General features: G+C 69.2%; 22 protein-coding genes and 2 tRNA genes. 19 read left to right on the top strand and 5 right to left on the bottom strand.

What is annotated here, in order from left to right; all coding sequences use genetic code 11:
* Nucleotides 1-28 precede the first annotated feature (28 nt).
* The 6 genes from Q0Q23_RS10170 to msuE all read left to right on the top strand — a co-directional run bounded on the left by Q0Q23_RS10170 (nucleotide 29) and on the right by msuE (nucleotide 6,287).
* Nucleotides 29-703, top strand: coding sequence for a thymidine kinase (locus Q0Q23_RS10170; protein ID WP_295122737.1), 675 nt, complete (start codon nucleotides 29-31; stop codon nucleotides 701-703).
* Complete coding sequence (locus Q0Q23_RS10165) at nucleotides 703-2,010, top strand: UDP-glucose/GDP-mannose dehydrogenase family protein (protein ID WP_295122733.1); 1,308 nt, start codon at nucleotides 703-705, stop codon at nucleotides 2,008-2,010. The genes Q0Q23_RS10170 and Q0Q23_RS10165 overlap by 1 nt, the downstream gene beginning before the upstream one ends.
* A gap of 70 nt (nucleotides 2,011-2,080) precedes the next feature.
* Entirely contained in the window at nucleotides 2,081-3,931 is a 1,851-nt protein-coding gene (locus Q0Q23_RS10160; RefSeq protein WP_295122730.1) for a DUF4012 domain-containing protein, read from the top strand.
* A 49-nt stretch (nucleotides 3,932-3,980) separates the two neighbouring features.
* Nucleotides 3,981-4,526, top strand: a complete 546-nt coding sequence (locus Q0Q23_RS10155) for a hypothetical protein (RefSeq protein WP_295122727.1) — start codon at nucleotides 3,981-3,983, stop codon at nucleotides 4,524-4,526.
* Nucleotides 4,527-4,590: 64 nt separating this feature from the next.
* Entirely contained in the window at nucleotides 4,591-5,607 is a 1,017-nt protein-coding gene (locus tag Q0Q23_RS10150; RefSeq protein ID WP_295122724.1) for an LLM class flavin-dependent oxidoreductase, read from the top strand.
* Nucleotides 5,608-5,693: 86 nt separating this feature from the next.
* Complete coding sequence (gene msuE, locus Q0Q23_RS10145; protein ID WP_295122720.1) at nucleotides 5,694-6,287, top strand: FMN reductase; 594 nt, start codon at nucleotides 5,694-5,696, stop codon at nucleotides 6,285-6,287.
* A gap of 83 nt (nucleotides 6,288-6,370) precedes the next feature.
* Here msuE and Q0Q23_RS10140 read toward each other — a convergent pair.
* From Q0Q23_RS10140 to Q0Q23_RS10130, 3 genes are all read right to left on the bottom strand, one after another.
* Nucleotides 6,371-6,444 (bottom strand) — tRNA-Pro (locus tag Q0Q23_RS10140).
* A gap of 81 nt (nucleotides 6,445-6,525) precedes the next feature.
* Nucleotides 6,526-7,506, bottom strand: a complete 981-nt coding sequence (locus Q0Q23_RS10135) for a metallophosphoesterase (RefSeq protein WP_295122717.1) — start codon at nucleotides 7,504-7,506, stop codon at nucleotides 6,526-6,528.
* Nucleotides 7,506-10,052, bottom strand: coding sequence for a transglycosylase domain-containing protein (locus Q0Q23_RS10130; RefSeq protein ID WP_295122714.1), 2,547 nt, complete (start codon nucleotides 10,050-10,052; stop codon nucleotides 7,506-7,508). The genes Q0Q23_RS10135 and Q0Q23_RS10130 overlap by 1 nt, the downstream gene beginning before the upstream one ends.
* Nucleotides 10,053-10,167: 115 nt before the next feature.
* On the opposite strand from Q0Q23_RS10130, the gene Q0Q23_RS10125 reads away from it, so the two are divergent.
* Complete coding sequence (locus tag Q0Q23_RS10125; protein WP_295122711.1) at nucleotides 10,168-10,302, top strand: hypothetical protein; 135 nt, start codon at nucleotides 10,168-10,170, stop codon at nucleotides 10,300-10,302.
* Nucleotides 10,302-10,772 (top strand): RidA family protein, encoded by a 471-nt coding sequence (locus Q0Q23_RS10120; protein WP_295122708.1) that lies wholly within the window; start codon nucleotides 10,302-10,304, stop codon nucleotides 10,770-10,772. The genes Q0Q23_RS10125 and Q0Q23_RS10120 overlap by 1 nt, the downstream gene beginning before the upstream one ends.
* Before the next feature lie 82 nt (nucleotides 10,773-10,854).
* Here Q0Q23_RS10120 and acs read toward each other — a convergent pair whose 3' ends face one another.
* Nucleotides 10,855-12,804 carry an acetate--CoA ligase gene (acs, locus tag Q0Q23_RS10115; RefSeq protein WP_295122704.1) on the bottom strand — a complete coding sequence of 650 codons (1,950 nt, stop codon included), beginning with the start codon at nucleotides 12,802-12,804 and terminating at the stop codon, nucleotides 10,855-10,857.
* 383 nt (nucleotides 12,805-13,187) lie between these two features.
* Here acs and Q0Q23_RS10110 point away from each other — a divergent pair, with 383 nt between their 5' ends.
* The 5 genes from Q0Q23_RS10110 to Q0Q23_RS10090 all read left to right on the top strand — a co-directional run bounded on the left by Q0Q23_RS10110 (nucleotide 13,188) and on the right by Q0Q23_RS10090 (nucleotide 16,276).
* Nucleotides 13,188-14,177: a TadA family conjugal transfer-associated ATPase gene (locus tag Q0Q23_RS10110; RefSeq protein WP_295122701.1), complete on the top strand. Its 990-nt coding sequence runs from the start codon at nucleotides 13,188-13,190 to the stop codon at nucleotides 14,175-14,177.
* A complete protein-coding gene (locus Q0Q23_RS10105) occupies nucleotides 14,170-15,222 on the top strand; it encodes a type II secretion system F family protein (protein WP_295122698.1) in 1,053 nt (350 codons plus the stop codon). Before Q0Q23_RS10110 ends, Q0Q23_RS10105 begins: the two co-directional genes overlap by 8 nt.
* 102 nt (nucleotides 15,223-15,324) lie before the next feature.
* A complete protein-coding gene (locus tag Q0Q23_RS10100) occupies nucleotides 15,325-15,525 on the top strand; it encodes a DUF4244 domain-containing protein (RefSeq protein ID WP_295122695.1) in 201 nt (66 codons plus the stop codon).
* Nucleotides 15,526-15,554: 29 nt separating this feature from the next.
* Nucleotides 15,555-15,917 carry a hypothetical protein gene (locus Q0Q23_RS10095; RefSeq protein ID WP_295122692.1) on the top strand — a complete coding sequence of 121 codons (363 nt, stop codon included), beginning with the start codon at nucleotides 15,555-15,557 and terminating at the stop codon, nucleotides 15,915-15,917.
* Nucleotides 15,918-15,931: 14 nt separating this feature from the next.
* The gene (locus Q0Q23_RS10090) at nucleotides 15,932-16,276 is read left to right on the top strand and encodes an Rv3654c family TadE-like protein (protein ID WP_295122689.1); all 345 of its coding nucleotides are present in this window, start codon (nucleotides 15,932-15,934) and stop codon (nucleotides 16,274-16,276) included.
* A 6-nt stretch (nucleotides 16,277-16,282) separates the two neighbouring features.
* Here Q0Q23_RS10090 and Q0Q23_RS10085 read toward each other — a convergent pair whose 3' ends face one another.
* Nucleotides 16,283-16,534 (bottom strand): hypothetical protein, encoded by a 252-nt coding sequence (locus Q0Q23_RS10085; protein ID WP_295122686.1) that lies wholly within the window; start codon nucleotides 16,532-16,534, stop codon nucleotides 16,283-16,285.
* A 238-nt stretch (nucleotides 16,535-16,772) separates the two neighbouring features.
* Here Q0Q23_RS10085 and topA point away from each other — a divergent pair, with 238 nt between their 5' ends.
* The 6 genes from topA to Q0Q23_RS10055 all read left to right on the top strand — a co-directional run bounded on the left by topA (nucleotide 16,773) and on the right by Q0Q23_RS10055 (nucleotide 23,993).
* Nucleotides 16,773-19,607: a type I DNA topoisomerase gene (gene topA / locus Q0Q23_RS10080; RefSeq protein WP_295122682.1), complete on the top strand. Its 2,835-nt coding sequence runs from the start codon at nucleotides 16,773-16,775 to the stop codon at nucleotides 19,605-19,607.
* Nucleotides 19,604-20,236, top strand: coding sequence for a dTMP kinase (gene tmk / locus Q0Q23_RS10075; protein WP_295122679.1), 633 nt, complete (start codon nucleotides 19,604-19,606; stop codon nucleotides 20,234-20,236). The genes topA and tmk overlap by 4 nt, the downstream gene beginning before the upstream one ends.
* Before the next feature lie 86 nt (nucleotides 20,237-20,322).
* Nucleotides 20,323-21,513 (top strand): DNA polymerase III subunit delta', encoded by a 1,191-nt coding sequence (locus Q0Q23_RS10070; protein ID WP_295122675.1) that lies wholly within the window; start codon nucleotides 20,323-20,325, stop codon nucleotides 21,511-21,513.
* A complete protein-coding gene (locus Q0Q23_RS10065; protein ID WP_295122672.1) occupies nucleotides 21,510-23,066 on the top strand; it encodes an alpha/beta hydrolase in 1,557 nt (518 codons plus the stop codon). Before Q0Q23_RS10070 ends, Q0Q23_RS10065 begins: the two co-directional genes overlap by 4 nt.
* Before the next feature lie 74 nt (nucleotides 23,067-23,140).
* A complete protein-coding gene (locus Q0Q23_RS10060) occupies nucleotides 23,141-23,833 on the top strand; it encodes a TetR family transcriptional regulator (RefSeq protein ID WP_295122669.1) in 693 nt (230 codons plus the stop codon).
* An 87-nt stretch (nucleotides 23,834-23,920) separates the two neighbouring features.
* Nucleotides 23,921-23,993 (top strand) — tRNA-Thr (locus tag Q0Q23_RS10055).
* The last annotated feature ends 3 nt before the right edge of the window (nucleotides 23,994-23,996 follow it).

Raw genomic sequence — 23,996 nt, 5'->3', positions numbered from 1 at the left:
GCCCGCGGCGCCCGCATAGGATTGCTCCGTGGCAAAACTGTATTTCCGCTACGGCGCGATGAACAGCGGCAAGAGCACGGCCATGCTGCAGGCGGCGTACAACTATGAGGAACGCGGGCATCGCGTGCTGCTCGCCAAGCCCGAGATCGACACCAAGGGCGACATGGGCATCCTGTCGCGCCTCGGTGTGACCCGCCAAGTGGATTTCCTGATCGCTCCCGAGACGGACGCGTACGGCAGATTCCAGCAGCATCGGGAGCGCACGATCAAGCGCTTCGACCGCGACGTGAGCGCGCTGCTGGTCGACGAAGCGCAGTTCCTCACCGAGGCGCAGATCGACGACCTGCTGCGGATCGCCCTGCTGGACGACATCCCGGTTCTGGCGTACGGCATCCGCACCGACTTCCAGACGGTCGCGTTTCCCGGCAGCCGGCGGCTCCTGGAGGTCGCCCACAGCCTCGAGGAACTGAAGACGATCTGCCGCTGCGGCCGCAAAGCCATCTTCAACGCGCGCCAGATCGACGGGGTGTTCGTGTTCGACGGCGATCAGGTCGCCATCGACGGCGCCGAGGTCAGCTATGAGGCGCTCTGCGGCAACTGCTACCTCGACGAGAGCCGTGGCGTGCTCAACAACGGCCGGCGGCATTGGCCCGTGAGCGCCGCGACCGTCTACGACAGCGAACCGGATTCGGACTTCAGCTGATGCGCATCTCTGTCATCGGAGTCGGCTACCTCGGCGCTGTGCATGCTGCCGCCATGGCTGATCTGGGCCACACCGTCGTCGGAGTGGACGTCGACGAGGCCAAGATCGCGGCGTTGTCGGAGGGGCGTGCGCCGTTCTTCGAGCCGGGTCTGCCGGGGGTGTTGGCGTCGGCGTTGGGTAGTGGCCGGTTGTCGTTCACGACGGATTTCGCGGCAGTGGCGGGTGCGCAGGTGCATTTCGTGGCGGTGGGGACGCCGCAGTCGGCGGGGTCGGATGCGGCGGATCTGCGGTTCGTGGACGCGGCGTTCGCGTCGCTGTTGGAGCATGTGGCCCCGGGTGAGGTGATCGTGGGCAAGAGCACGGTGCCGGTCGGCACCGCGGGACGGCTCGCCGAGCTCGTGGAGGAGCGAGTCCCGGGCGCGACCCTGGCCTGGAATCCGGAGTTCTTGCGGGAAGGCTTCGCGGTGCAGGACACGGTCAGCCCCGACCGGCTCGTGTACGGCGTCCCGGCAGGTCCGCGTGGGGAACGCGCCGTGCGGGTGCTGGATGAGGTGTATGCGTCGGCGGTCGCGGCCGGGACACCGGTGGTGGTGACCGATTACGCGACGGCGGAACTGGTCAAGGTCGCCGCGAACGCGTTCCTGGCCACGAAGATCTCCTTCATCAACGCGATGGCCGAGATCGCCGAGGTCACCGGCGCCGACGTGACCCGGCTGGCCGACGCGATCGGTCACGACGCCCGGATCGGGCGCCGGTTCCTGAACGCCGGTGTCGGCTTCGGCGGCGGCTGCCTGCCCAAAGACATCCGCGCCTTCAGCGCCCGCGCCCGCGAACTCGGCCGCGGCGAGTCGGTGCGGTTCCTGGAAGAAGTCGACCAGATCAACCTGCGCCGCCGGCAACGCGTCATCGACCTCGTCCGGGAACACACCGGCACCCTCACCGGCACCCGCGTCGCCGTGCTCGGCCTGGCGTTCAAACCCCACTCCGACGACATCCGCGACTCCCCCGCCCTGGACATCGCCCTCCGCCTCGCCGACGCAGGCGCGATCGTGACCGCCACCGACCCCGAAGCCGTCCCCAACGCCCGCCGCCAAGCCCCCCACCTGACCTACACCAGCACCGCAGTGGAAGCCGCCACCGACGCCGACGCCGTCCTCCTGATCACCGAATGGCCCGACTACACCACCCTCACCCCCGACACCCTCACCCCCCACGTCACCAACCGCCTCATCATCGACGGCCGCAACACCCTCGACCCCCACACCTGGCGCACCGCCGGCTGGACCTACCACGGCCTCGGCCGCTGAAACTCGGCGCCCTCCTTTTGGGGGTGGCTGAGCACTGCGCAAAAAGATGAGGATTTGTTAGTTTGGTCGCATGGCGACCGGTCTCGCGCGCGAAGAAGCTCCGCCGACCGCGGCTTCCGCTCCGAGGCCGCGTCGAAGCAGGCCGATCGTCGTCGCCATCCTGATCGTGGCCCTCATCCTGCTCCTCGGCGCCGGCTGGATCGGCTGGCGGGCCTATCTCGCCCGCCAGGAGCTGAAGGTGGCGCTGTACGACGTCGATGCCGCGCGCTCGGCCATCGAATCGGGAAAGGTCGCCCAGGCGAAGGCGGCGGCCGCCGACCTCTCCCGCCACGCGCGGACGGCCGCGTCGCTCACCAGCGATCCGGTGTGGCGCGCGGGGGAGGGCGTCCCGTGGCTGGGTGACGATCTCGCAGCCTTCCGCACCCTGGCGGCAGCCGGCGAGACTCTGGCGACGCAGGTCGTCCAGCCGTTGGTGTCGGTCGCCGACTCGGTCGACCCGCGTGAACTGCGCTTGTCGGGCGGTCGGGTCGACGTCGCCCCGCTGGCTGCGGCCGCACCCGAGGTCGAGAAGGCGTACGCCGCGTTCGGTGTCGCCCAGCGCCAGGTCGACGCCCTCGACGACCGTCGGCTGATCGAGCCGGTCGACCGGGCCGTCACCCGGATGCGAACGATGCTCCACACGGCGCAGCCGCAGGTGGAGGCGGTTGCGAACACCGCGCGTCTGCTGCCCGGGATGCTGGGCGCGAGCGGTCCCCGCACCTATCTGGTGGTGGCCCAGAATCCGGCCGAGCTGCGCGCGACGGGTGGACTCATCGGATCCGTCACCGAGATCACGACAGACCATGGCGCGATCACGCTCACGGCTCAGACCCCGGCCTTCGGGCCCTGGCCCGAGCCGGTCCTCCCCGTGCCGGCGGAGACCACCGCTCTCTACGGGGGCGTCGTGGGGCAGTACCTGCAGGACGCGAACGCAACACCGGACTTCCCGCTCGCGGCGCGCATCACATCGGCGATGTGGGTGCACGACCACGGCGGCGTGGTCGACGGGGTGATCGCTGTGGATCCTGTCGTGCTGAGCGGGTTGCTGGGCGCGACCGGGCCAATCGCGATGCCGGATGGGCAGACCCTCTCGGCCGACGGCGCCGTGCAGTTGCTGCTCAGCGGCGTCTATCAGCACTTTTCGCATCCGTCCGACCAGGACGCGTTCTTCGCCGGCGCTGCGGCCTCCGTGTTCGCGCGCGTCGCCCAGGGCGGCGTGAGCGGCTCCGAGCTCGTCGATGTCCTGGCGGCATCCGGCGAGTCGGATCGCATCCGGATCTGGAGTTCTCGGCCCGCAGAGCAGACCATCCTGGCCACGACCACGCTGAGCGGCGGCCTCCCCGTCTCCACCGCGGGCACGACCGCGCTGGGCGTCTACCTCAACGACGGCACAGGCGGGAAAATGGACTACTACCTGGGCACCTCCGTGTCGGCCGGCGCTGCGGTCTGTCGAGCCGACCGCAAGGTCACTTCGCGCGTCGAGGTGACGCTGAGCAACAAGGCGCCAGAGAACGCCGGGACGACGTTGTCGTCCTACGTGACGGGAGGCGGGTTGTTCGGAGTGCCGACCGGCTCCATCCGGACCCGCATCGCCTTCTACGGGCCGCAGGGCGGTCTGCTCGCGGGCGTGACGAGCGGCGGCGCCGCGGTGCCGTCGGTGACCGGCAACGATTCCGGGCGTCCGGTGGCGGTGGTGGAGGTCCAGCTCGCCCCTGGCGAGTCGAAGACGGTGGCGGTCGAGTACGTGGGGACCAAGCAGGTGAAGACCGGGGTGAGCGTCGCCGTCACTCCCACGTTGAACGGCGATGGCACGGCTCCTGCGCTCGGCACTCGAAAACCGATCGGAAGCATCGCCAATGTCTGCTCTCCGGGTGTAAAGTGAGAATTAATCAGAATATCCGGGTTTGCTAGTCGAGCGGAGCGTGATCCCGATGCTGAAGAGATTCCTTGCGGCGGTGATCGTCGGTGCCGGTCTTCTCCTGGCCGCCCCCGCGGCCGCGAACGCCGCCGACTATCCGAGCGGCGCGCCGTGCAGCATCGACGCCAGCACGGTCCAGGCCGGCGACACGGCGACCGTGACCTGCATACCGGGCACCTGGGCCTCCAGCGAGCTCATCACGTGGACGGGAAGCGGCCTGAACGGCGCGAGTATCCGCATGGCCAGCGCCGTCACCTTCCAGAAGCACGCCAACGCCGACGGCAGCGATGTGCTGCTCGTGACGTTGCCGTCGGACGCGAGCGGTCCGTACACGATCACCGGCGTTGGAACGACCAGCGGCCACGTCTGCACCGTCACGGTCACGGTGATCCCGGCCGACACCACGGCGACCGCGGTCAACGACCCGGGAAGCTCCGGTCTCGCCGACACCGGCTCGGTCGTCGCGGAGTGGGCGCTCTGGCTGGGCGGTGGCCTGCTGGTCGTCGGCGTCGTGAGCGTCGCGATCGCGGCGTGGATGCGCAAGGTGCGGTCGTCCTGACGTCGACGCCGGCCGGCACTGCCGGACGGGGAATGGGCGAAGGGCGGCGGCGGTTGCCCCACTCGTGACTTCCACCGCTATCCCCCTCAACGTCCTCGACCTCGCCAGCAGACCCGCGGGCGGCAGCAACGCCGACGCCGTGGCAGGAACGATCCGCCTCGCACAGGAGGCGGAACGGCTCGGCTATCAGCGGTTCTGGGTGGCAGAGCATCACGGGATGCCCGCGATCGCCTCCAGTGCCCCCGCCGTGCTCATCGCCGGCATCGCGGCGGCGACGGAGCGCATCCGCGTCGGATCCGGTGGGGTGATGCTCCCCAACCACGCCCCGCTGGTCGTCGCCGAGCAGTTCGGCACGCTGCGTGCCCTCTACGGCGACCGCATCGACCTGGGGATCGGCCGCGCACCGGGCACCGACGGCGCGTCCGCCATGGCGCTGCGACGCAGCGCGGAAGGCCTCGGCGTGGACGACTTCCCGCAGCAGCTGCTCGACCTCTTCGGCTTCTTCTACGGCGGCATGACGGATGCGAACCCACTCCACACCATCACCGCTGTGCCGGGCCTCGGCGACGCCCCGCAGGTGTGGCTTCTCGGCTCGAGCGGCTACAGCGCACAGGTCGCCGCCGCGCTCGGGCTGCCGTTCGCCTTCGCCCACCATTTCGCGGGCGAGAACACCGAGGCCGCGCTCGACCTGTACCGGTCGCGGTTCGAACCGGGGGAGCAGCTGAGCGAGCCGCACGCGATGATCGCGGTCAACGTGATCTCCGACGACGATGCCGAGCGCGTGCGGGCGCTGTCGTTGCCCGGGCAGCTCTCGTTCCTGCGGATGCGCCGCGGCCTGAAGCCTCAGCCGGTGAGTGTGGAGGAGGCACTCGCGTACGACTTCAGCCCCGCCGAGGAAGAGTTCATCGCCGCCCGCAACGCGCGCCAGGCCATCGGCACGCCCGACCAGGTGAAGGCGCGTCTCGACTCGCTGATCGCCTCCACCGGTGTGGACGAGCTCATGGTGTCGTCCGGGGCCGCGACCGTGGAGGGCCGTATCCGATCGCTCGACGTCGTCGCCGAGCTGTACCCCGCTGCATGACGGTGCGTGACGGCCGCGCGGGCGCTCGCTGAGCGCCGAGGGTAGCGTTGGGCGCACCCCGACCCCCGCATGAAGGCGGTAACCGCATGGCACACGCACCCCACGTCGTCGGCGTGAGCGGCAGCCCCACCACTCCCTCCCGCACGACCGTGCTCGTCGACGAAGTCGCTCGCAGCTTCGCCGAGGCGACGGGCGGAAGGTCAACGACGATCGAGCTCGCACCGCTGCTCGCCGATCTCGGCGCCGCACCGTTCCGCACCGGCCTGAGCGCTCGGGTGCAGGAGGCGCTCGAGACGGTGGAGTCGGCCGATGTGATCGTGGTCGGCTCGCCCGCCTACCGGGCGACCTACACCGGCCTGTTCAAGCTGTTCTTCGACCAGATCGGCCAGTACGCCCTCATCGACAAGCCCATCGTGCTCACCGCCACCGGGGGCAGCGACCGGCACGCTCTCTTGGTGGAGCACCAGATGCGTCCGCTGTTCGGCTTCTTCCAGTCCCTCACGCTGCCGCTCGGCATCTACGCCAGCGAGTCCGACTTCAAGGACTACGCCATCACCTCCGACGACCTCCGCGAACGCATCGACACGGCGGTGTCGCGCACCATCCCGCTCATCCGCTCCCACATCGACCCCGAGTCGATCTACGCCACGGTGGACTTCGCGCGGCCGGATGCGTTCTAGCCACGGACTGCGACGCTCGCGCCAAGCGCGGGAACGACACAGGAGGGCCGGCTCGCAGTGAGCCGGCCCTCCTTGTGGTTGGGTCGGGGTGACAGGATTTGAACCTGCGGCCTCTTCGTCCCGAACGAAGCGCGCTACCAAGCTGCGCCACACCCCGGTGGCCCGAAGGCCTCAACTAGGATACACGAGCGCGAGGGGTGCAAATGACCATCGAAGCTCGACCGTCGGCGCCGCGGGTCTACTCCGACGCCGCCAGCGTCACCAGCGTCGCCTCCGGCCGGCAGGCGAACCGCACCGGCGCGTAGATCGACGTGCCGAGCCCGGCCGAGACGTTGAGATACGCGGCCCGGAACGCGTGCCTCCACAGGCTGAGCCCCTTGACCTGATGGCGCGGGATGTCGCAATTGGTGACGAGTGCGCCGAAGCCGGGCACGCAGACCTGACCGCCGTGCGTGTGTCCGGCGAAGATCATCGAGGCGCCGTAGGTGACGAACGCGTCGAGGACGCGACGGTACGGCGCGTGCACGACGCCCAGCGTGACCGTGGGGCGCTCGGAGCGCGGCTTGTCCTCCGGCCACGTCGCGTCGTCGGAGTACGGGTCGTCTTCGCGCAGTTCGTCCAGTGCGCCGGGGATGGCCTCCAGGCGATCGGCCTGGATGTGCGGGTCGTCGACTCCGAAGAACTCGAGGTGCGTGCCGTTGACGTCGAGCGCGCCAGCGGCATTGTTGAGGTTCAGCCACCCCAGGCTCTCGAAGTAGGCGGTCAGGGCCTTGTCGTCGAGGCGCGGAGCAGTGGAGGAACGGCGCTTGGGGCCGCCGAAGTACCGGAGCGGGTTCTTCAACTGCGGGCCGAAATAATCGTTCGATCCGTGCACGAAGACCCCCGGCACGCCCTGGAACGCGTCCAAGGCGGCGCGAATGCCCTCCAGCCCGTTCTCGTGACTCAGGTTGTCGCCGGTGTCGACGATCAGGTCGGGCTGGAAGCGCGCGAGTTGCCGAACCCACTCCTGCTTGTCGGTCTGCCACGGCGCCATGTGCAGGTCGGACAGGTGCAGCACCCGGATCGGCTTTGCGCCGGCCGGAAGCACGGGCACGCTGACCTCGCGCAGCGTGAAGGCGCGGCGCTCCACCAGCGAGCCGTACGCGAACGCGGCCGCACCCGCGCCGGCGAGCACCGCGAGCGCGGTGACGGCCGGTCGGAGGCCCGACGAGCGCGGCACTAGCCGCCCGCTCCCGGCCCGGGAGTGGGGGTGCTCTTCTGCAGCGTGAGCGTGACCTGGGTTCCCGCCTTGGCAGGGGTGCCGGCGCCCGGGTCCATCGCCTGGACGATGTCGTCGGGGGAGGACCCGCCTCCACTGGCCTTGGCGATGAAACCGGCGGCCGCCAGAGCTTGTTGCGCATCGGCCAGCTTCTGACCGACCACGTTCGGGATGGCGACCAACGAGCCGTTGCTCGTGTACAGCGTGACGACCGTGCCCTTGCCGACGGATGAGCCGGCGGCGGGGTTGCTGGACGAAACCGTGCCGGCCGGCGCCGCGGAGTCCTGGGGACCGCCGTCGGCGCTGTCGAGACCGAGGCCGGTCAGGATCGACTTGGCTTCTGCAGGCGACTTGCCGGTGAGGTCGGGGACGGCCACCTGGATGCCCTGGACGAGTTTGCTGCTCGGCGACGGGAAGCTATCGCCGCCGTACTTGCCGACGGCCGCCGACATCATGATGCGCTGAACAGTGGTTCGCGCGCTCGCAGGGGACGTGCCATGCGTCGGGTATGTCCTGCGCATGTCCTGGTGACCGGAGACGTTGCCGACCCAGTACGCACCCGCGACCTTGGTCGTGGCCGCGACCAGCCACAGCTGTTCGTTTCCATCAGTGGTGCCGGTCTTGGCGAGCATGTCCTTGCCGGTGGTGTTCATGCCCCCGGCCGTTCCGCCGCTCTGCGTCACCTTCTGCATCGCGAAGGCCATAGCCGCCGCGATGGTCGGGTCGACCGACTGCTGGCATTTCGTCGCCGGCGGCTTGATGTCCTTGCCGTTGCTGTCGATGATCTTGTCGATCGCGATCGGGGTGCATGTGACACCGCCGTTCGCGATACCGGCGAACGCGGTCGCCATGGTCAGCGGGGCTATCTCATTGGTGCCCAGAACGCTCGCAGGGTTGGTTCCGAGTTCTTCGCCTTTGGCCGTGTGAACATCGAACGCCTGAGCGGTGTCCCGGATCTTGCACATGTCGAGCTGCGAAGCCATCGACACGAATGCGGTGTTGATGGACGCCGCCGTCGCCTGGATCGCGCTGCGTGTGCCTTCCTCACCACTGCTGTCGTTGGTGGGCCAGCGAGTCGGGGTGGAAGGGTAGGAACCGCCGGGATAGCAGTAGCCCTTGAAGGTGCCGGCCGGGTACGTGCGGACATTCGCGTTGACCGTCTCGTACAGCGAGTGGCCTTCCTTCAGCCATTCCGCCAGCGTGAAGGTCTTGTAGGTCGATCCCACCTGGAAACCGCCGGAGCCGCCGTAATCGTAGTCGGTGGCGTAGTTGATGCTGGTGTATTGATTGCTGGTGCTCGTGACCTCGGGGTCTTGGCTGTAATCCTTGTTCTGGGCCATATAGAGAACCCGCCCGGTGCCGGGCTGGACACCCACGAGTACGCCGCCGATGTCGAACTTGTACGTCTTCGGAACGTACGAGTTCAACGTCTCCTCGGCCGTCCGCTGCAGATCGATATCGAGCGTCGTGTAGATCTTGTAGCCGCCTCGGTTGAACGCGGCGGTGCGGGTGTCGCGGTCCGCGCCGAACGTCGGGTCGTTCAGGAAGATCTTCTGCACGTAGTCGCAGAAGTACGCCGCGCCTCCCGCCGTCTGGCAGCCGCGCACGGAGGGTGTGATGACCGGCTGGATCGGGGTCTTGATCGCCTCGTCGTACTGGGCCTTCGTCAGCTTCTTGTACTCGTACATCTTGCCGAGGATGTAGTCGCGGCGCTCCTTGTTCTTGGCGTAGCCGTTCTTGGCGCCGTTCGTCTCGGAGTCGGGGTTGTCGATCTTCAGCCCGGTGGGCTCGTTGACGATCGCGACGAGGCTGGCGGCCTGCGCAGGGGTCAGCGCGGCGGCAGTGGTGTTGTAGTAGTAGCGGGCCGCGGCTTCGATGCCGTAGACCGAACCGCCGAAGCCGGCGATGTTGAGGTAGCCCTGGAGGATCTCGTCCTTGGTGTACTTCTTCTCGAGGCCGATGGCGTACTTCATCTCTTTGACCTTGCGGTCGGGAGTGACGCCCGTCGAGTCGTCGACGCAGGCCTGATACTTGTCCTTCTGCTCCTTGGTCTTGACCGGCATGGCCTCGCACTTCTGCAGCAGCACGTTCTTCACGTACTGCTGCGTGATCGAGGAGCCGCCCTGCACGCCGCCGCCCGAGACCGTGGAGAGCACACCGCGCACGGTGCCCTGGATGTCGACGCCGCCGTGGCTGTAGAAACGCGGGTCTTCACCGGCGATGGCCGCGTCTTTGGCGGCCTGCGACATCTGGTCGAAGCCGACAGGGAGACGGTTCTGGGAGTAGAAGGTCGCGAGCGCGATGTCCGAGCCGTCGGCGTTCTTCGCGTAGATCGTGGTCGGCTGGGCGAGCTGACCGATCTGGAGGTACTCGGGCAGGCCCTCGAACACGCCGATGCCGTTGTTGGCGGCCATGCCGGTCACGGCGATGGCGGGGGTGACGGCAGCGGTGACCAGAAGACCGGCCACGGCACTCATGCCGACGAAAGCGCCGACTGCTCCGAGCACACCTCTAGCCTGTGGTTTTTGCGCAGACATAGGATCAGGGTAGGCGATGAACCTGATAAACCCCCCGAATGAAAAGAGCACCATGCTGCGCTGGGAATACCTTACGACTCCTCTCATGATCCATAACACGGCCGCCATCCTCAACAACTGGGGGTCCGAAGGGTGGGAGCTGGTGCAGGTCGTGACCGGCCCGGAAGGCGGCCTGGTGGCCTACCTCAAGCGTCCGGTGCCAGGAGAGGACGCCGCCTGATGGCCGCGATCGAAGCCCGTCTCGCCGAGCTCGGAATCGAGCTCCCCGCCGTCGTCCCGCCGGTCGCCGCCTACACGCCGGCGGTCGTCGACGCGGGCCGTGTCTACACCTCCGGTCAGCTCCCGATGGTCTCGGGAGCCCTCCTCGCCACCGGCAAGGTCGGCGACGGTCACGGACTTGTGCCGGCGGGCGACGCCAAGGAGTACGCCCGGATCTGCGCGCTCAACGCCCTGGCGGCGGTCAAGAGCGTCATCGGCTCGCTCGACCGCGTGACGCGCGTCGTGAAGGTCGTCGGCTTCGTGTCGTCCGACCCGTCGTTCACGGGTCAGCCGGGTGTCATCAACGGCGCCTCCGAGGTTCTCGGCGAGATCTTCGGCAACGCCGGCGTGCACGCCCGTTCCGCGGTCGGCGTCGCGGTCCTGCCGCTGGACGCTCCCGTCGAGGTCGAGCTCATCGTCGCCTTCGAATAGCCCCCGCCCCAGCCCCCGAGCACAGGAAAAGCGTCGCGGATCTCACCGATTCGCGACGCTTTTCCGCAGCCAGGGCTGCGCGTCAGGTGAGCTTCGCCTGGATCGAGCTCATCACCGCGGTGTCGGCGAGCGTGGTCGTGTCGCCGACCTCACGGCCTTCGGCGACATCCCGCAGCAGCCGTCGCATGATCTTGCCCGAGCGCGTCTTGGGCAGCTCGGTCACGATGAAGATGTCACGCGGGCGCGCGATGGCGCCGATCTGCTCCGCGACGTGCTTGCGCAGCTCCGCGGCGACGTCGATGGACTCCGCCGTCTCGAGCTGGTTCTGCTTGATGATGACGAACGCGACGACGGCTTGGCCCGTCGTCTCGTCGGCGGCGCCCACGACGGCGGCCTCCGCCGTCAGCGGGTGCGCGACCAGCGCCGACTCGATTTCGGCGGTCGACAACCGGTGGCCCGACACGTTCATGACGTCGTCGACGCGGCCCATCAGCCAGATCTCGCCGTCCGAGTCGTAGCGTGCCCCGTCGCCGGCGAAGTACTTGTCGCCGAACTTCGACCAGTACGTCTCCACGAAGCGGTCGGGGTCGCCCCAGATGCCGCGCAGCATGCTCGGCCACGGCTCGGTGACCACGAGCAGTCCGCCCTGGTCCTTGCCGACCGGCACGCCCGCCTCGTCGAGGATGTCGATGGAGATCCCGGGCAGCGCGACCTGAGCGCTTCCCGGCTTCAGCGTGGTCACGCCGGGAAGGGCGGAGACCATGATCGCTCCGGTCTCGGTCTGCCACCAGGTGTCCACGATCGGGGTGTCGCCTCCACCGATGACGTCGCGGTACCACATCCACGCCTCGGGGTTGATCGGTTCGCCCACCGAACCGAGCACGCGGAGGCTCGACAGGTCGAACTTCTGCGGGTGCTGGCGCCCGATCTTCATGAAGGAGCGGATGGCGGTGGGGGCCGTGTAGAAGATCGAGACCTTGTACTTCTCGATGATCTCCCACCACCGGCCCGGGTGCGGTGTCTCCGGCGTGCCCTCGTAGAGCACCTGGGTGGCGCCGTTGGCCAGTGGGCCGTAGACGACATAGGTGTGCCCGGTGATCCAGCCGACGTCGGCGCTGCACCAGTAGACGTCCGACTCGGGGTGGAGGTCGAAGACGTTCTTGTGGGTGAACGCGGCCTGGGTGAGGTAGCCGCCCGACGTGTGAAGGATGCCCTTGGGCTTACCCGTCGTGCCCGAGGTGTACAGGATGAACAGCGGGTTCTCCGCGGGGAATGCTTTGGCTACGTGATCGGCGTCGACGAGCGCGATCTCGTCGTGCCACCACAGGTCGCGGCCCTCGGTCCACGCCAGCTCGTTCTCGCCGCGCTTCACCACGAGCACGTGCTCGACGGTCGACTCACCGTTCGCGAGAGCGGCGTCGACGGCGTCCTTCAGCGGGAAGACCCGGCCCTTTCGCCAACCGCCGTCGGCGGTGATGACCAGCTTGGCTTCGGCGTCGTCGATGCGGGAGCGCAGGCTCTCCGCGCTGAACCCGCCGAAGACCACGGAGTGCACGGCGCCGATGCGCGCCACGGCGAGCATGGCGATGACGGCCTCGGGGATCATCGGCAAGTAGATGGCCACGCGGTCGCCGGCCCGGATGCCGAGGCTGGTCAGCAGATTCGCCGCCTTCTTGACCTCGGCGGTGAGCTCGGCGTAGGTGATGGTGCGCGAATCGCCCGGCTCGCCCTCCCAATGGATCGCGACGCGGTCGCCGTTGCCGGCCAGCACGTGACGGTCGAGGCAGTTGTAGGCGACGTTGAGTTCGCCGTCGTCGAACCACGTGGCGAACGGCGGGTTCGACCAGTCGAGCGTTCGCGTGAAGGGCTTATGCCAATGGACGAGGTCACGCGACTGGTCGGCCCAGAATCCGAGGCGGTCGGCGGCGGCGCGCTCGTAGAGATCGGCCGTCGCGATCGCGTTCGCGGCGAACTCCTCCGTCGGCGCGAACCGCCGGGCTTCGTGGAGCAGGTTGTCGATTGTGTTGCTCATGGGGAGTCTTTTCGCTCCTTTGCGATGCGGATGTTCGAGTCGTGGCGCGACAATGCCTGACTCTACAACGTGCCGGCGACGAGCTTCGATCAGACTTGCGTTTGCATTGATTGTGCGTAGACTTGTCAGCGGCCGAATGTAAATTCTGGCGTGCGGCGCAATCGATTCCCCCCAATCCTGCGCCGCAGTGGCCGCACCTGTTCCCCCCAATAGGTGCGGCCCCCCTTTTTTAACCGCAGGCTCTGGCTTACGGGCTTACGGGCTTACGGGCTTACGGCTGTCACGGGTGCTGCCTTTTCAGGTTCGACTGTGGATGACGGGGTCTGTCCACAGATTCCGGTCGTCGGCCTCGCGCCGCGCGGGGCCTTCCTAGCCTCGAGGCCATGACGATCTCGAGCGCTTCCGGCATCTCCCACTCCGACGCGACGGCGCGCGGTGCGCCTGGGCGGTGGGAGACCTTCGGGCCGCTGACCCCCTACCTGATGCGCGAGGGCGTCACCGACCCCTTCCTCACGGGCGATGGCGTGCTCTGGTCCGATGGCGGTCCACGCGGCCTCCACCGCGTCGACGGCTGGAGCGCCGACGCGCACACCGCCCGTCGGCTCGCGACCCGTCTGATCGCCGTCGGCGGGCGTCATCTCGACGAGGCCACGCCATTCGCCGACGTCCGGCTCGCCGGGGGCGTGCGGGTGCACGCCGTCCTCGCTCCGATCTCGACGGCCGGCGCGTTGATCTCGATCAGGGTGCCGAGCACGGTCGCGCTCGGGCTCGACGACCTGGTGCGCGACCGGACCGTGACGCCCTCCGACGCCACGCGGCTCCGGGAGGCCGTGGTGACGCGCACCAACCTCCTCATCACGGGTGCGGGCGGAGCGGGCAAAACGACGCTCCTGGGGGCGCTGCTGTCCCAGGCGCCGCCCGACGAGCGGATCGTGCTCATCGAGGACGTCGCGGAGCTCCGGATCGCCCACCCGCACGTCGTGGGCTTGCAGACACGGCAGCCGAACCTCGAGGGGGCGGGAGGAGTGGGGCTGCGCCGACTGGTGCGCGAAGCGCTGCGGATGCGGCCCGACCGGCTCGTGCTCGGCGAATGTCGCGGCGAGGAGATCGTCGACCTGCTCGCGGCGTTGAACACCGGACACGACGGAGGGGCGGGCACCCTGCACGCGAACTCCCTCTCCGATGTGCCCGCGCGTCTCGAGGCACTCGGTGCCCTCGCGGGGATCGGCGAACTCGCGCTCGCGCGTCAGGCGGTCAGCGCGATCGGGCTGGTCGTCCACGTCACGAGAACGGGCGACCGCCGAAGGATCGCCGGCTTCGGCCGGTTGACGACGACCGCCGACGGCCGGCTGGCGGTGACGGGAGGTGGTTGAGGCTGTGCTCCGGCACCACCCGGCCGACGACCTGCTTGCCCGGGCGGTGGAGGCCCTCGCGGTACTGCTCGACGCGGGGATCTCCCCGATCGCAGTCTGGGCGTATGTCGCAGAGGACACCGAGCACGCGGTCGTGCGGGCGGCTGCTGCCAGGATCGCGGCGGGCGTGCCGCCGGCAGAGGCGATCGTCGAGGCAGCGCGTCGACGTGGGGCCGAGACGGGGGAGCGGCGGTGGCTGCGGCGCGGGCGAACGCCGTGGGGGATCCGTGCGCTGAGGGGGATGCGACGGCAGCGGTGGTCGCTCCGGCCGCGCCGGCGCGCCCCTGATCCGGTCGATCACGGTGCGGCGACGATCGCGGCGGTGTGGAGCGTCGCCGAGCACGCCGGCGCGCCGCTGTCGCCCGCGTTGCGTGGCGCTGCGGCGTCGCTGCGCGATCGGGCGGAGACCGTGCGGGATGTGCGTACGTCGCTGGCCGGCCCGCGTGCGACGGCGCGACTGATGGCGTGGCTGCCGGCTGTCGGCGTTGGCATGGCGTACGCCATCGGCGTGGATGTGGTCGGCGCGCTCGTGGGCAGCCCGCTCGGCTGGGGTGCGGGCGTCGCAGGGCTGTCGCTGATGGCTGCCGGTCGCGCCTGGACCGCGCGGCTCGTCGGCGAAGCATCGCGCGTGGGTGCCATCGCCGGTTCGGAGCACGAACTGATGGCGATCGCGCTGGCAGGAGGCATGTCGGTATCCCGCGCCAGGCGACTCATCGCGGCCGTCCGTGCTCAGGTGGGCATGCCCGCTGACGAGGGCGCGGCCCACTCCGTCGACCGGGTTCTGCGGGTCGCCGAACGGGCCGGCGCACCGGCAATCGAACTGCTGGCCGCCGAAGCGAGGCAGGAACGCCGCGGAGCCCGGGCGCGGGGCCGTGTGCGGGCCGAACTGCTCGCCGTGCGGCTGCTGCTGCCTCTCGGGGTGTGCGTGCTGCCGGCGTTCGTGCTGCTCGGCGTGGTGCCCGTGATCCTCGCGATGGTGTCCTCCACATTCACGGGGCTGATGTGAGGTGTCCACAGATTCGTGGCGGCGCCCACGCCGGGCGTCGCCGACCGGAAGCATCGGAACGGGCCACGAGCACCGTGGTCGACACACACGAAGGGGGAACACATGGGCGAGATCATGCGGGGAGCGCGGGACCTGGTGCACCGGCTGCGGCGGGAGGATCGCGGCGCGAGTACTGCGGAGTATGCCGTCACCACGATGGCGGCGGTCGGATTCGCCGGCGCGCTGCTGATGCTGTTGCGCGGCGACGAGGTGAGGTCGGTGCTCGCCGACCTCGTCCGGCGCGCCTTGACCGTGGGCGGCTGATCCAGCGAGTGGCACAAGGGGCGAAAAACGTGCAGCGATACGGAGCCGGCGGGATCGCGGCACCAGGCGATGTCCACGAGCGGGGCAGCGTCGCGGCGGAGTTCGCCACGGCGCTCCCCGCCGTCCTGCTGTGCCTGGCGGTGTGCGTCGGGGCGGTCCAGGCCGCCGCCCAGCAGGCGCGGCTGCTGGATCACGCGGCAACGGCGGCACGCCTCATCGGTCGCGGCGAGGTGGCCCCCGAACCTCCGTCCGGGGCGACGCGGACGGTCGGCTCGGACGCCGGACTGGTGTGCGTGACGCTCTCCCAGCAGAGCAACGCAGCAGGTCTCGGCGCGCTCGGGGTCGTCGTGTCGGCTCGCTCGTGCGTTCTCGACGATGTCGAGCCGGAATGATTCCGCGCTCGTGCATGCGAGCGGAGGGCGAGCGCGGCTCGGGAACGGTCCTCGCGATCGCGGCCATCGCCGTCATCCTCGCGGTCACAGCGGCCGCGATGCTCGTCTGCGGCGCGTGGTCGGCGCGACAGCGTGCGGCCCACGCCGCGGACGCGGCAGCCCTCGCAGGAGCAGATGTCGTGGTCGGCCGGGCGCCCGGCGAACCATGCGCTCAAGCGGAGCGGGTAATACGGGCCAACGGCGCTGCGCTCGGCGACTGTACGGTCGCCGGGGTTGTGGTGCAGGTCACGGCGGTGGTGCCCTACGCGGGTTCGCAGGCGCGCTCGCTCGCTCGGGCCGGCCCTCCCGGCACCGGTTGATTCCCGCTACTCGAACACCGTCTCCACGTAGCGGTACGCCACCGCACTCGGCAGGGAGGCGGTCGGATCGTCCGAGGCGTACTCGGTCTCGGAGGCGGAGCCGCGTACATACAAGTAGTGCTTGCCGCCCGACGGAGCGGCCAGTTCGAGCCGCGGTTGCGGCACACCGGAGTCGAGGAAGGAAGTGGAGATGGTCTTGCCCTCCAGGGGCCCGTCGATGAGCTTGGCGGTGTACGTCGTCATTGATGTCGTTGCCATGCCTCCATTGTCCTCCCGTACCCCGCCGGGCAACAGGGGCCGGCCTCGTCCGCGATGCGCCGGCGGCGAACGCCGGCGCGAAGGGTGCCGACGATTAGGCACACAACCGGCCGAGGTGTGTATGGTTTGCCTGTTGGGCCGCTCGGCTCACGCTCGCCGCCCTCTGCGCGGCGCTCGGGGGAGCGATTTCGGGCCGGCGAGGTCCGTCTGAACACAGCAGCTATATAAGAGGAGTCAAGTGCCTGGCACGAAGAAGCTCGTCATCGTGGAGTCACCGAACAAGGTGAAGTCCATCGCCCAGTACCTCGGCGACGGCTACGAGGTGATGGCGTCCGTCGGACACATCCGCGACCTGATCGAGCCCAAGAACCTGCCTCCCGAGCTGAAGAAGGGGTCGCTCGGCAAGTTCTCCGTCGACGTCGAGAACCAGTTCGCGCCCTACTACGTGGTGTCCGACCAGAAGAAGAAGACCGTCGCCGATCTCAAGCGCGCCCTCAAAGACGCCGACGAACTCCTGCTCGCCACTGATGAGGACCGTGAAGGAGAGGCCATCGCGTGGCACCTCGTCGAGGTCCTGAAGCCCAAGGTGCCGGTCAAGCGCATGGTGTTCCACGAGATCACCAAGGAGGCGATCGAGAAGGCGCGCGACAACACGCGCGAGATCGACACCGCCCTGGTCGACGCGCAGGAGACCCGTCGCATCCTCGACCGTCTCTACGGCTACGAGGTCTCGCCCGTTCTCTGGCGCAAGGTCGGCCCCGGGCTCTCGGCCGGACGCGTGCAGTCCGCAGCTACGCGGCTCGTCGTCGACCGGGAGCGCGAGCGGCTCGCGTTCGTCGCGGCATCCTACTGGGGGCTCACCGCCCAGCTCGCTCCGGAGGAGGCGGCCGCGTTCGAGGCGCGCCTCGCCCGGCTGAACGGCGAGCGGGTCGCCACCGGTCGCGACTTCGACGACCACGGCCGTCTGACGTCCGGCGCGACCACGCTCGACGAGACGTCCGCCCAGGCGCTCGCGGACGCCGTCCGGCTGCCGAGCACCGCGGTCTCCGTCTCGAAGGTCGACTCCAAGCCGTACTCCCGCCGGCCTGCCGCACCGTTCACCACCTCCACGATGCAGCAGGAGGCCGCGCGCAAGCTGCGTTTCTCGGCCCGGCAGACGATGAGCGTGGCCCAGACGCTCTATGAGAACGGCTACATCACCTATATGCGCACCGACTCCGCGTCGCTGTCGCAGCAGGCCACCAACGCGGCGCGCACCCAGGCCGCCAAGCTGTACGGCGCCGAAACCGTGCCGGACAAGCCGCGCGTCTACGCCTCGAAGAGCAAGAACGCGCAGGAGGCGCACGAGGCGATCCGGCCGGCCGGTGAGGTGTTCCGAACGCCCGCGGAGCTCGAGAAGTCGCTCCGCGGTCCGGAGCTGCGCCTCTACGACCTGATCTGGAAGCGAACGGTCGCCTCGCAGATGGCCGATGCAAAGGGCCAGACCGCTTCGGTCACCGTCGAAGCCGCGATCTCGGAAGGGCCGCTCGACGGGGCCGTCGCGGAATTCACCGCCAGCGGCACCGTCATCACCTTCCGCGGATTCCTCAACGCGTACGAAGAAGGCCGAGACGAGGAGCGCAACGCCGACGCGGGCGGCGACGCCAAGCTCCCGCCGCTGACCGAAGGCCAGCAGCTGGCGGTCACGGACGTCGCAGCGGACGGCCACGAGACCACCCCGCCGCCGCGCTACACCGAGGCCAGCCTGGTGAAGACGCTCGAAGAGCTCGGCATCGGGCGGCCCTCCACGTTCGCGAGCATCATCTCGACGATCATCGATCGCGGTTACGTCACTCAGCGCGGTCAGGCACTCGTTCCCAGCTGGATCGCCTTCTCGGTGGTCAGGCTGCTGGAGGACTACTTCGCCGACCTCGTGCAGTACGACTTCACCGCCGAAATGGAGGACGACCTCGATCGCATCGCCGACGGCGAGGCCGAGCGCGTCGACTGGCTCAACAGCTTCTACTTCGGAAGCGACAAGCACAAGGGACTGCGCCGCGTCATCGACAACCTCGGTGAGATCGACGCGCGCAGCATCAACTCGATCACGATCGACGACGGCGTGACCCTGCGGATCGGCAAGTACGGGCCGTATCTCGAAGTCCACGAAGAAGGTGCGCCCGAGGACGCCACCCCTCGCCGCGTCAACCTGCCGCCGGAACTGGCACCGGACGAGCTGACGCCCGCCAAGGCGAAGGAGCTCATCGAGGCGCCGGTGCAGACCGACCGGGTGCTGGGCTCCGACCCGGCCACCGGCAAGCTGGTGCTCGCGAAAGACGGTCGCTTCGGTCCCTATGTGACCGAGGCCGACCCGGAGGAGGAGCCGGCGGTCGATCCGAAGACCGGCGAGGTCGTCGAGCCCAAGAAGGCGGCGAAGAAGACGGCCGTCAAGCCGCGCACGGCGTCTCTGTTCAAGTCGATGGATCTGGCGACGATCGACCTCGACACCGCGCTGAGACTGCTCGAGCTGCCGCGAACGGTCGGAACCGACCCGGAGAGCGGCGCTGACATCCAGGCTGCGAACGGCCGCTACGGCCCGTACCTGAAGAAGGGCACGGACACCCGGTCGCTGCCCAGCGAGGACGACATCTTCGCCATCGACCTCGCCGGCGCGCTCGAACTGTTCGCGCAGCCGAAGTACGGCAACCGCCGTGCCTCCAGCGCGCTCAAGGAGTTCGAGGCGGACCCGGTCAGCGGCAAGCCGATCCGGATCAAGGACGGCCGGTTCGGCGCGTACGTGACCGACGGCGAGACCAACGCCACCATCCCGCGCGGCGAGACCGTCGACGAGGTCGACTTCGAGCGGGCCGTGCAGCTGCTGGCGGACAAACGGGCGAAGGGACCGGCCAAGAAGCCGACCAAGCGCGCGACCACGCGCTCGACGGCGGCCAAGACGACGGCGGCCAAGACGACCGCAGCGAAGGCGACCGCAGCCAAGACGACCGCAGCGAAGACGACGGCGGCCAAGACGAAGGCTGCGGCCAAGCCGAAGAGCACGTCGACGCGTTCCGCGGCGAAGAAGACCGCCGAGTGAGCGCGGAGGCGCAGCCCGGCCTGTTCATCACCCTCGAAGGCGGAGACGGCGTCGGCAAGTCCACCCAGGCGGCGCTCCTGGAGCAGTGGTTGAGCGGCCGTGGCCGGACGGTCGTGCGCACCCGCGAACCGGGCGGCACGGCCGCCGGCGTCGAGATCCGGGAGATCGTGCTCCACCACCGCGGAGACATCGCCCCGCGCGCTGAGGCCCTGCTCTACGCGGCCGATCGCGCCCACCACGTGGCGACGGTCGTGCGACCCGCCCTCGAACGCGGCGACGTCGTGCTGCAAGACCGCTACATCGATTCGTCCGTCGCCTACCAGGGTGCCGGCCGGGTGCTCGACGCCGATCAGGTGCGTGAGCTGTCGCTGTGGGCGACCGAAGGCCTGCTGCCCGACGTGACCATCCTGCTCGACCTCGACGAGGAGTCGGCGCGCGCACGGCTGGACTCTGCTCGCACGCGGTACGACCGGCTCGAGGCCGAACGGTCCGAGTTCCACGCCCGGGTGCGCGCCGGCTACCTGGCGCTGGCCGAGGCCGAGCCCGAGCGGTTCCTCGTCGTGGACGCATCGCAGCCGGTGGAGGACATCGCGGCGGACATCCGCCGTCGACTCGAGGACCGGGTCTGACACCCCCGCCTCCGCCCGCGCCCCCGCTCCGGGTCGCTCCGCGGCCGGCAGAGGCGTTGTCCGCCGTGCCCGGTAGCCTGGAGCACATGGCGGTGTGGGACGACCTGACGGGACAGGACGACGCGATCGCCGTCGTCCGCGCCGCCGCCGAGTCGGCCACCGCCGCCGGGCCGGCCGCCGATGCCGCGCGCGGAATGACGCACTCCTGGCTCATCACCGGCCCTCCCGGGTCGGGAAGGTCGAACCTCGCCTACGCGTTCGCGACGGCTCTGCTGAGCCCCGGGACCCCGGAGGGCGATCTCGCCGCGCAGCGCCAGGTCGAGGCGCGGACCCACCCCGATCTCGCCGTCCTCAGCACCGAGCGCGTCATCATCTCGATCGAGGAGGTGCGCTCGCTCGTCGCCAGCTCGCAGTTCGCGCCGTCCGTCGGCCGGTACCGGGTCATGGTCATCGAAGACGCCGACCGGATGACGGAGCGCACCTCCAACGTCCTGCTCAAGGCGTTGGAGGAGCCGCCGGAGCGCACGGTCTGGATCCTCTGCGCGCCCAGCGACGCCGACCTGCTCCCCACCATCCGCTCCCGCGTGCGCACCGTCCGGCTCAAGGTCCCCGACGTCTCGGACGTCGCGCGGCTGATCGAACGCCGCGACGGCGTCGACGGCCAGGTCGCCGAGCGGGCCGCGCGGCACGCGCAGAGCCACATCGGGATGGCGCACCGCCTCGCCACCAACGAGGAGGCCCGGCGTCGACGCGACCAGACCCTGGAGCTGGCCCTCGGCATCCGCTCGGTCTCCGACGCCGTTCAGGCCGCGGCCACACTGCTCGAGGTCGCGGGCGCCGACGCGAAGGCGATCACGGAGGAGCGCGATGCGGAGGAGCGCGAGCACGCCCTGCGCTCGCTCGGCATCGAGCCGGGCGGCACGATCCCGCCCGCGCTGCGCGGTCAGCTCCGCCAGCTCGAGGACGACCAGAAGCGACGGGCGACGCGCAGCCTCCGCGACGGCATCGACCGGATCCTCACCGATCTGCTGTCGCTCTACCGCGACGTGATGATGCTGCAGCTCGGCAGCAGCAGCGAGCTCGTGAACCTCGAGATCCAGCCCCGGCTGGCGGCTCTCAGCGCGCACACGACTCCTGCCGCTACGCTCGCGGCGATGGATGCGATCGCGACCGCCCGCGAGCGGATCGACGGCAACGTCGCACCCGCTCTGGCCCTGGAGGCCATGCTCATCACCATCCTTCGCGGCGGCGCCGCGCGAAAGGGGACCGACCTGTGACCACCCGACTGAGCCGTCCGGCTCGCCGGCGGGCCGCTCGCACCGTCTTCGCCGCGATCGCGGCCGTCACGGCTCTCACGCTCACCGGTTGCGTGACCTGGTTCCTGCCGGCCAAGACGTCGAGCACCTCCAATCCCGTGTCGGAGCACGTCGCCGCCGCGCTCACGCCGTTCTACACGCAGAAGCTCGTGTGGAGCGACTGTGCACAGGGCAAGCAGTGCACGACGGCCAAGGCGCCCCTGGACTGGAAGAATCCGTCGGCGGGCGAGATCGACCTGGCGCTGATCCGTCAGCAGGCCACGGGCACGAAGCAGGGGTCGCTGCTGGTGAACCCCGGCGGCCCGGGAGGCTCGGGCTACGACTTCGTCAAGGACTCGGTGGACTACGCCACCGACAAGACGCTCCAGAGCCACTTCGACGTCGTGGGCTTCGACCCCCGAGGCGTCGGCCGTTCGACCGCCGTCAAGTGCTACGACGCCGCACAGATGGACGACTACCTGTACGGCATCACTCCCGGCCAGCGCGGTTCCGACTCCTGGATCGCCGACAACGTCACGATGTCCAAGCAGTTCGGCGCCGCGTGCGCGAAGAACACCGGCGCTCTGCTCGACCATGTCGACACGGTGAGTGCGGCTCGTGACCTCGACCTGCTGCGCGCGGTCCTCGGCGACAAGAAGCTCAACTACCTCGGCTACTCCTACGGCACCTACCTGGGCGCCGTGTATGCCGACCTCTACCCCGGCAAGACGGGCCGCCTCGTGCTCGACGGAGCGCTCGACCCCGCGGCGAGCAACTTCGACGTCACCACGGTGCAGGCAGAGGGGTTCGAGAGCGCGCTGCGGGCCTACCTCGCCAAGTGCCTGACCGAGAAGGACTGCCCGTTCAGCGGATCGGTGGAGGACGGGATGAGGACGATCTCCCAGCTTCTGGCCTCGGTGGAGGCCAGCCCGATCCGCAACTCGGACGGCCGTGAGCTCGGGGCCAACACGCTCGTGACCGCGATCATCTACCCGCTGTACGACGCGACGGCCTGGTCGTATCTGAGCAGCATGTTCACCGATGTGATGAAGGGCAGTGCGCGCATCGCGTTCGCACTCGCCGACGGCTACAACAGCCGCAACAAGGACGGCACCTACAGCGACAACTCCACAGAGGCGTTCATGGCGATCAACTGCCTCGACTACAGCTACGACGACGACCCCGCGACGATGCGCGCACAGGCTCAGGAACTGGCCAAGGCCGCGCCGGTGATCGGTCCGTACATGGCCTACGGCGACATCGGCTGTGCCAACTGGCCGTACAAGACGACCGCGCAGCGCGGGCCGATCGCGGCGGCGGGTTCCGCGCCGATCCTCGTCGTGGGCACCACCAACGACCCGGCGACGCCCTACGTCTGGGCGAAGAACCTCGCATCGGAACTCGCGAACGGCCACCTTCTGACGTACAAGGGCGAGGGACACACCGCCTACAACAAGTCCAACTCGTGCGTGAACGGCGCGGTCGACTCGTTCCTCGTCGACGGCACCATCCCCTCGCCGGGCAAGACCTGCTGAGACGGCAGGCATCGTGACATCGCGACGCATCGGGTGAGTGGTGCAATTTTGCAGACAGTGAAATAATCGAACTCGTGACTGTGACCACGACGACGGACGGCGAGCTGGGCCTGCGTGAGCGCAAGCGGATCGCCACCAGGCGCGCGATCCAGCTCGCGGCTCTCGAGCTCGCGAGCGAGCGCGGGTTCGACAAGGTGACGATCGACGAGATCAGCCACGCGGCCAACGTCTCGCCGCGCACCTTCTTCAACTACTTCCCGTCCAAAGAGTCCGCGATCATCGGGGAGCTCCCCCAACTGCCGGACGAGGAGAGCATCGAGCGCTTCGTCGCAGCCGGGCCCGCCGAGCCCATCCTCGACGGGATGGGCAAGCTGCTCATCGCGGCGATCGACACCGGCGATCTCGATGGCGAGCTCGACAGCGGCCTCCCGGCTGAGCGGACGGCCAGCGCCCAGGAACTTCACGCGCTGCGCCGTTCCCTGCTGAAGGACAACCCGGAGCTGTTCGCGCAGCGGATGGCGAGCATGCACACCTTCGAGGACGCCCTGAGTGCGGTCGTGCAGCGCCGGCTCGCCCACGACGACCCGCGACTCGCCGACGACCAGGAGACGCTGCACCAGCGTGCGCGCCTCGTCACCTACGTCGCGTTCGCCGGCATGCGCCACGCCTGGTCGTGCTGGGCCGACCACGGTGGCGTCGAGCCCCTGTCCGAGCGGCTCCGCAGCTCGTTCGACCAACTGCAGGCGCTGGGCGCCCAGGCGCACTGAGAGCGCCGTCCACCGGCTCGGTGGTCGTGAGCACCCTCCGTGATCGGGTAAGCTATCTGACTGTGCCCGGGCGCTGAGCCCGGCCACGCCGCCCTAGCTCAGTCGGCAGAGCATCTCACTCGTAATGAGAAGGTCAAGGGTTCGATTCCCTTGGGCGGCTCCG

The sequence above is a fragment of the uncultured Leifsonia sp. genome, from assembly GCF_945957465.1.
In the GTDB taxonomy this organism is placed as follows: Bacteria; Actinomycetota; Actinomycetes; order Actinomycetales; family Microbacteriaceae; genus Leifsonia.
The sequence above is the reverse complement of the archived record's forward strand: the minus strand, read 5'-3'. Positions and strand labels throughout refer to the sequence as shown.

Coding starts and splice junctions, on each gene's coding strand:
- Q0Q23_RS10165 (WP_295122733.1), top strand. CDS start 703: ATGCGCATCTCTGTCATCGGAGTCGGCTACCTCGGCGCTGTGCATGCT.
- Q0Q23_RS10160 (WP_295122730.1), top strand. CDS start 2,081: ATGGCGACCGGTCTCGCGCGCGAAGAAGCTCCGCCGACCGCGGCTTCC.
- Q0Q23_RS10155 (WP_295122727.1), top strand. CDS start 3,981: ATGCTGAAGAGATTCCTTGCGGCGGTGATCGTCGGTGCCGGTCTTCTC.
- msuE (WP_295122720.1), top strand. CDS start 5,694: ATGGCACACGCACCCCACGTCGTCGGCGTGAGCGGCAGCCCCACCACT.
- Q0Q23_RS10125 (WP_295122711.1), top strand. CDS start 10,168: ATGATCCATAACACGGCCGCCATCCTCAACAACTGGGGGTCCGAAGGG.
- Q0Q23_RS10120 (WP_295122708.1), top strand. CDS start 10,302: ATGGCCGCGATCGAAGCCCGTCTCGCCGAGCTCGGAATCGAGCTCCCC.
- acs (WP_295122704.1), bottom strand. CDS start 12,804: ATGAGCAACACAATCGACAACCTGCTCCACGAAGCCCGGCGGTTCGCG.
- Q0Q23_RS10110 (WP_295122701.1), top strand. CDS start 13,188: ATGACGATCTCGAGCGCTTCCGGCATCTCCCACTCCGACGCGACGGCG.
- Q0Q23_RS10100 (WP_295122695.1), top strand. CDS start 15,325: ATGGGCGAGATCATGCGGGGAGCGCGGGACCTGGTGCACCGGCTGCGG.
- Q0Q23_RS10090 (WP_295122689.1), top strand. CDS start 15,932: ATGCGAGCGGAGGGCGAGCGCGGCTCGGGAACGGTCCTCGCGATCGCG.
- Q0Q23_RS10085 (WP_295122686.1), bottom strand. CDS start 16,534: ATGGCAACGACATCAATGACGACGTACACCGCCAAGCTCATCGACGGG.
- Q0Q23_RS10070 (WP_295122675.1), top strand. CDS start 20,323: ATGGCGGTGTGGGACGACCTGACGGGACAGGACGACGCGATCGCCGTC.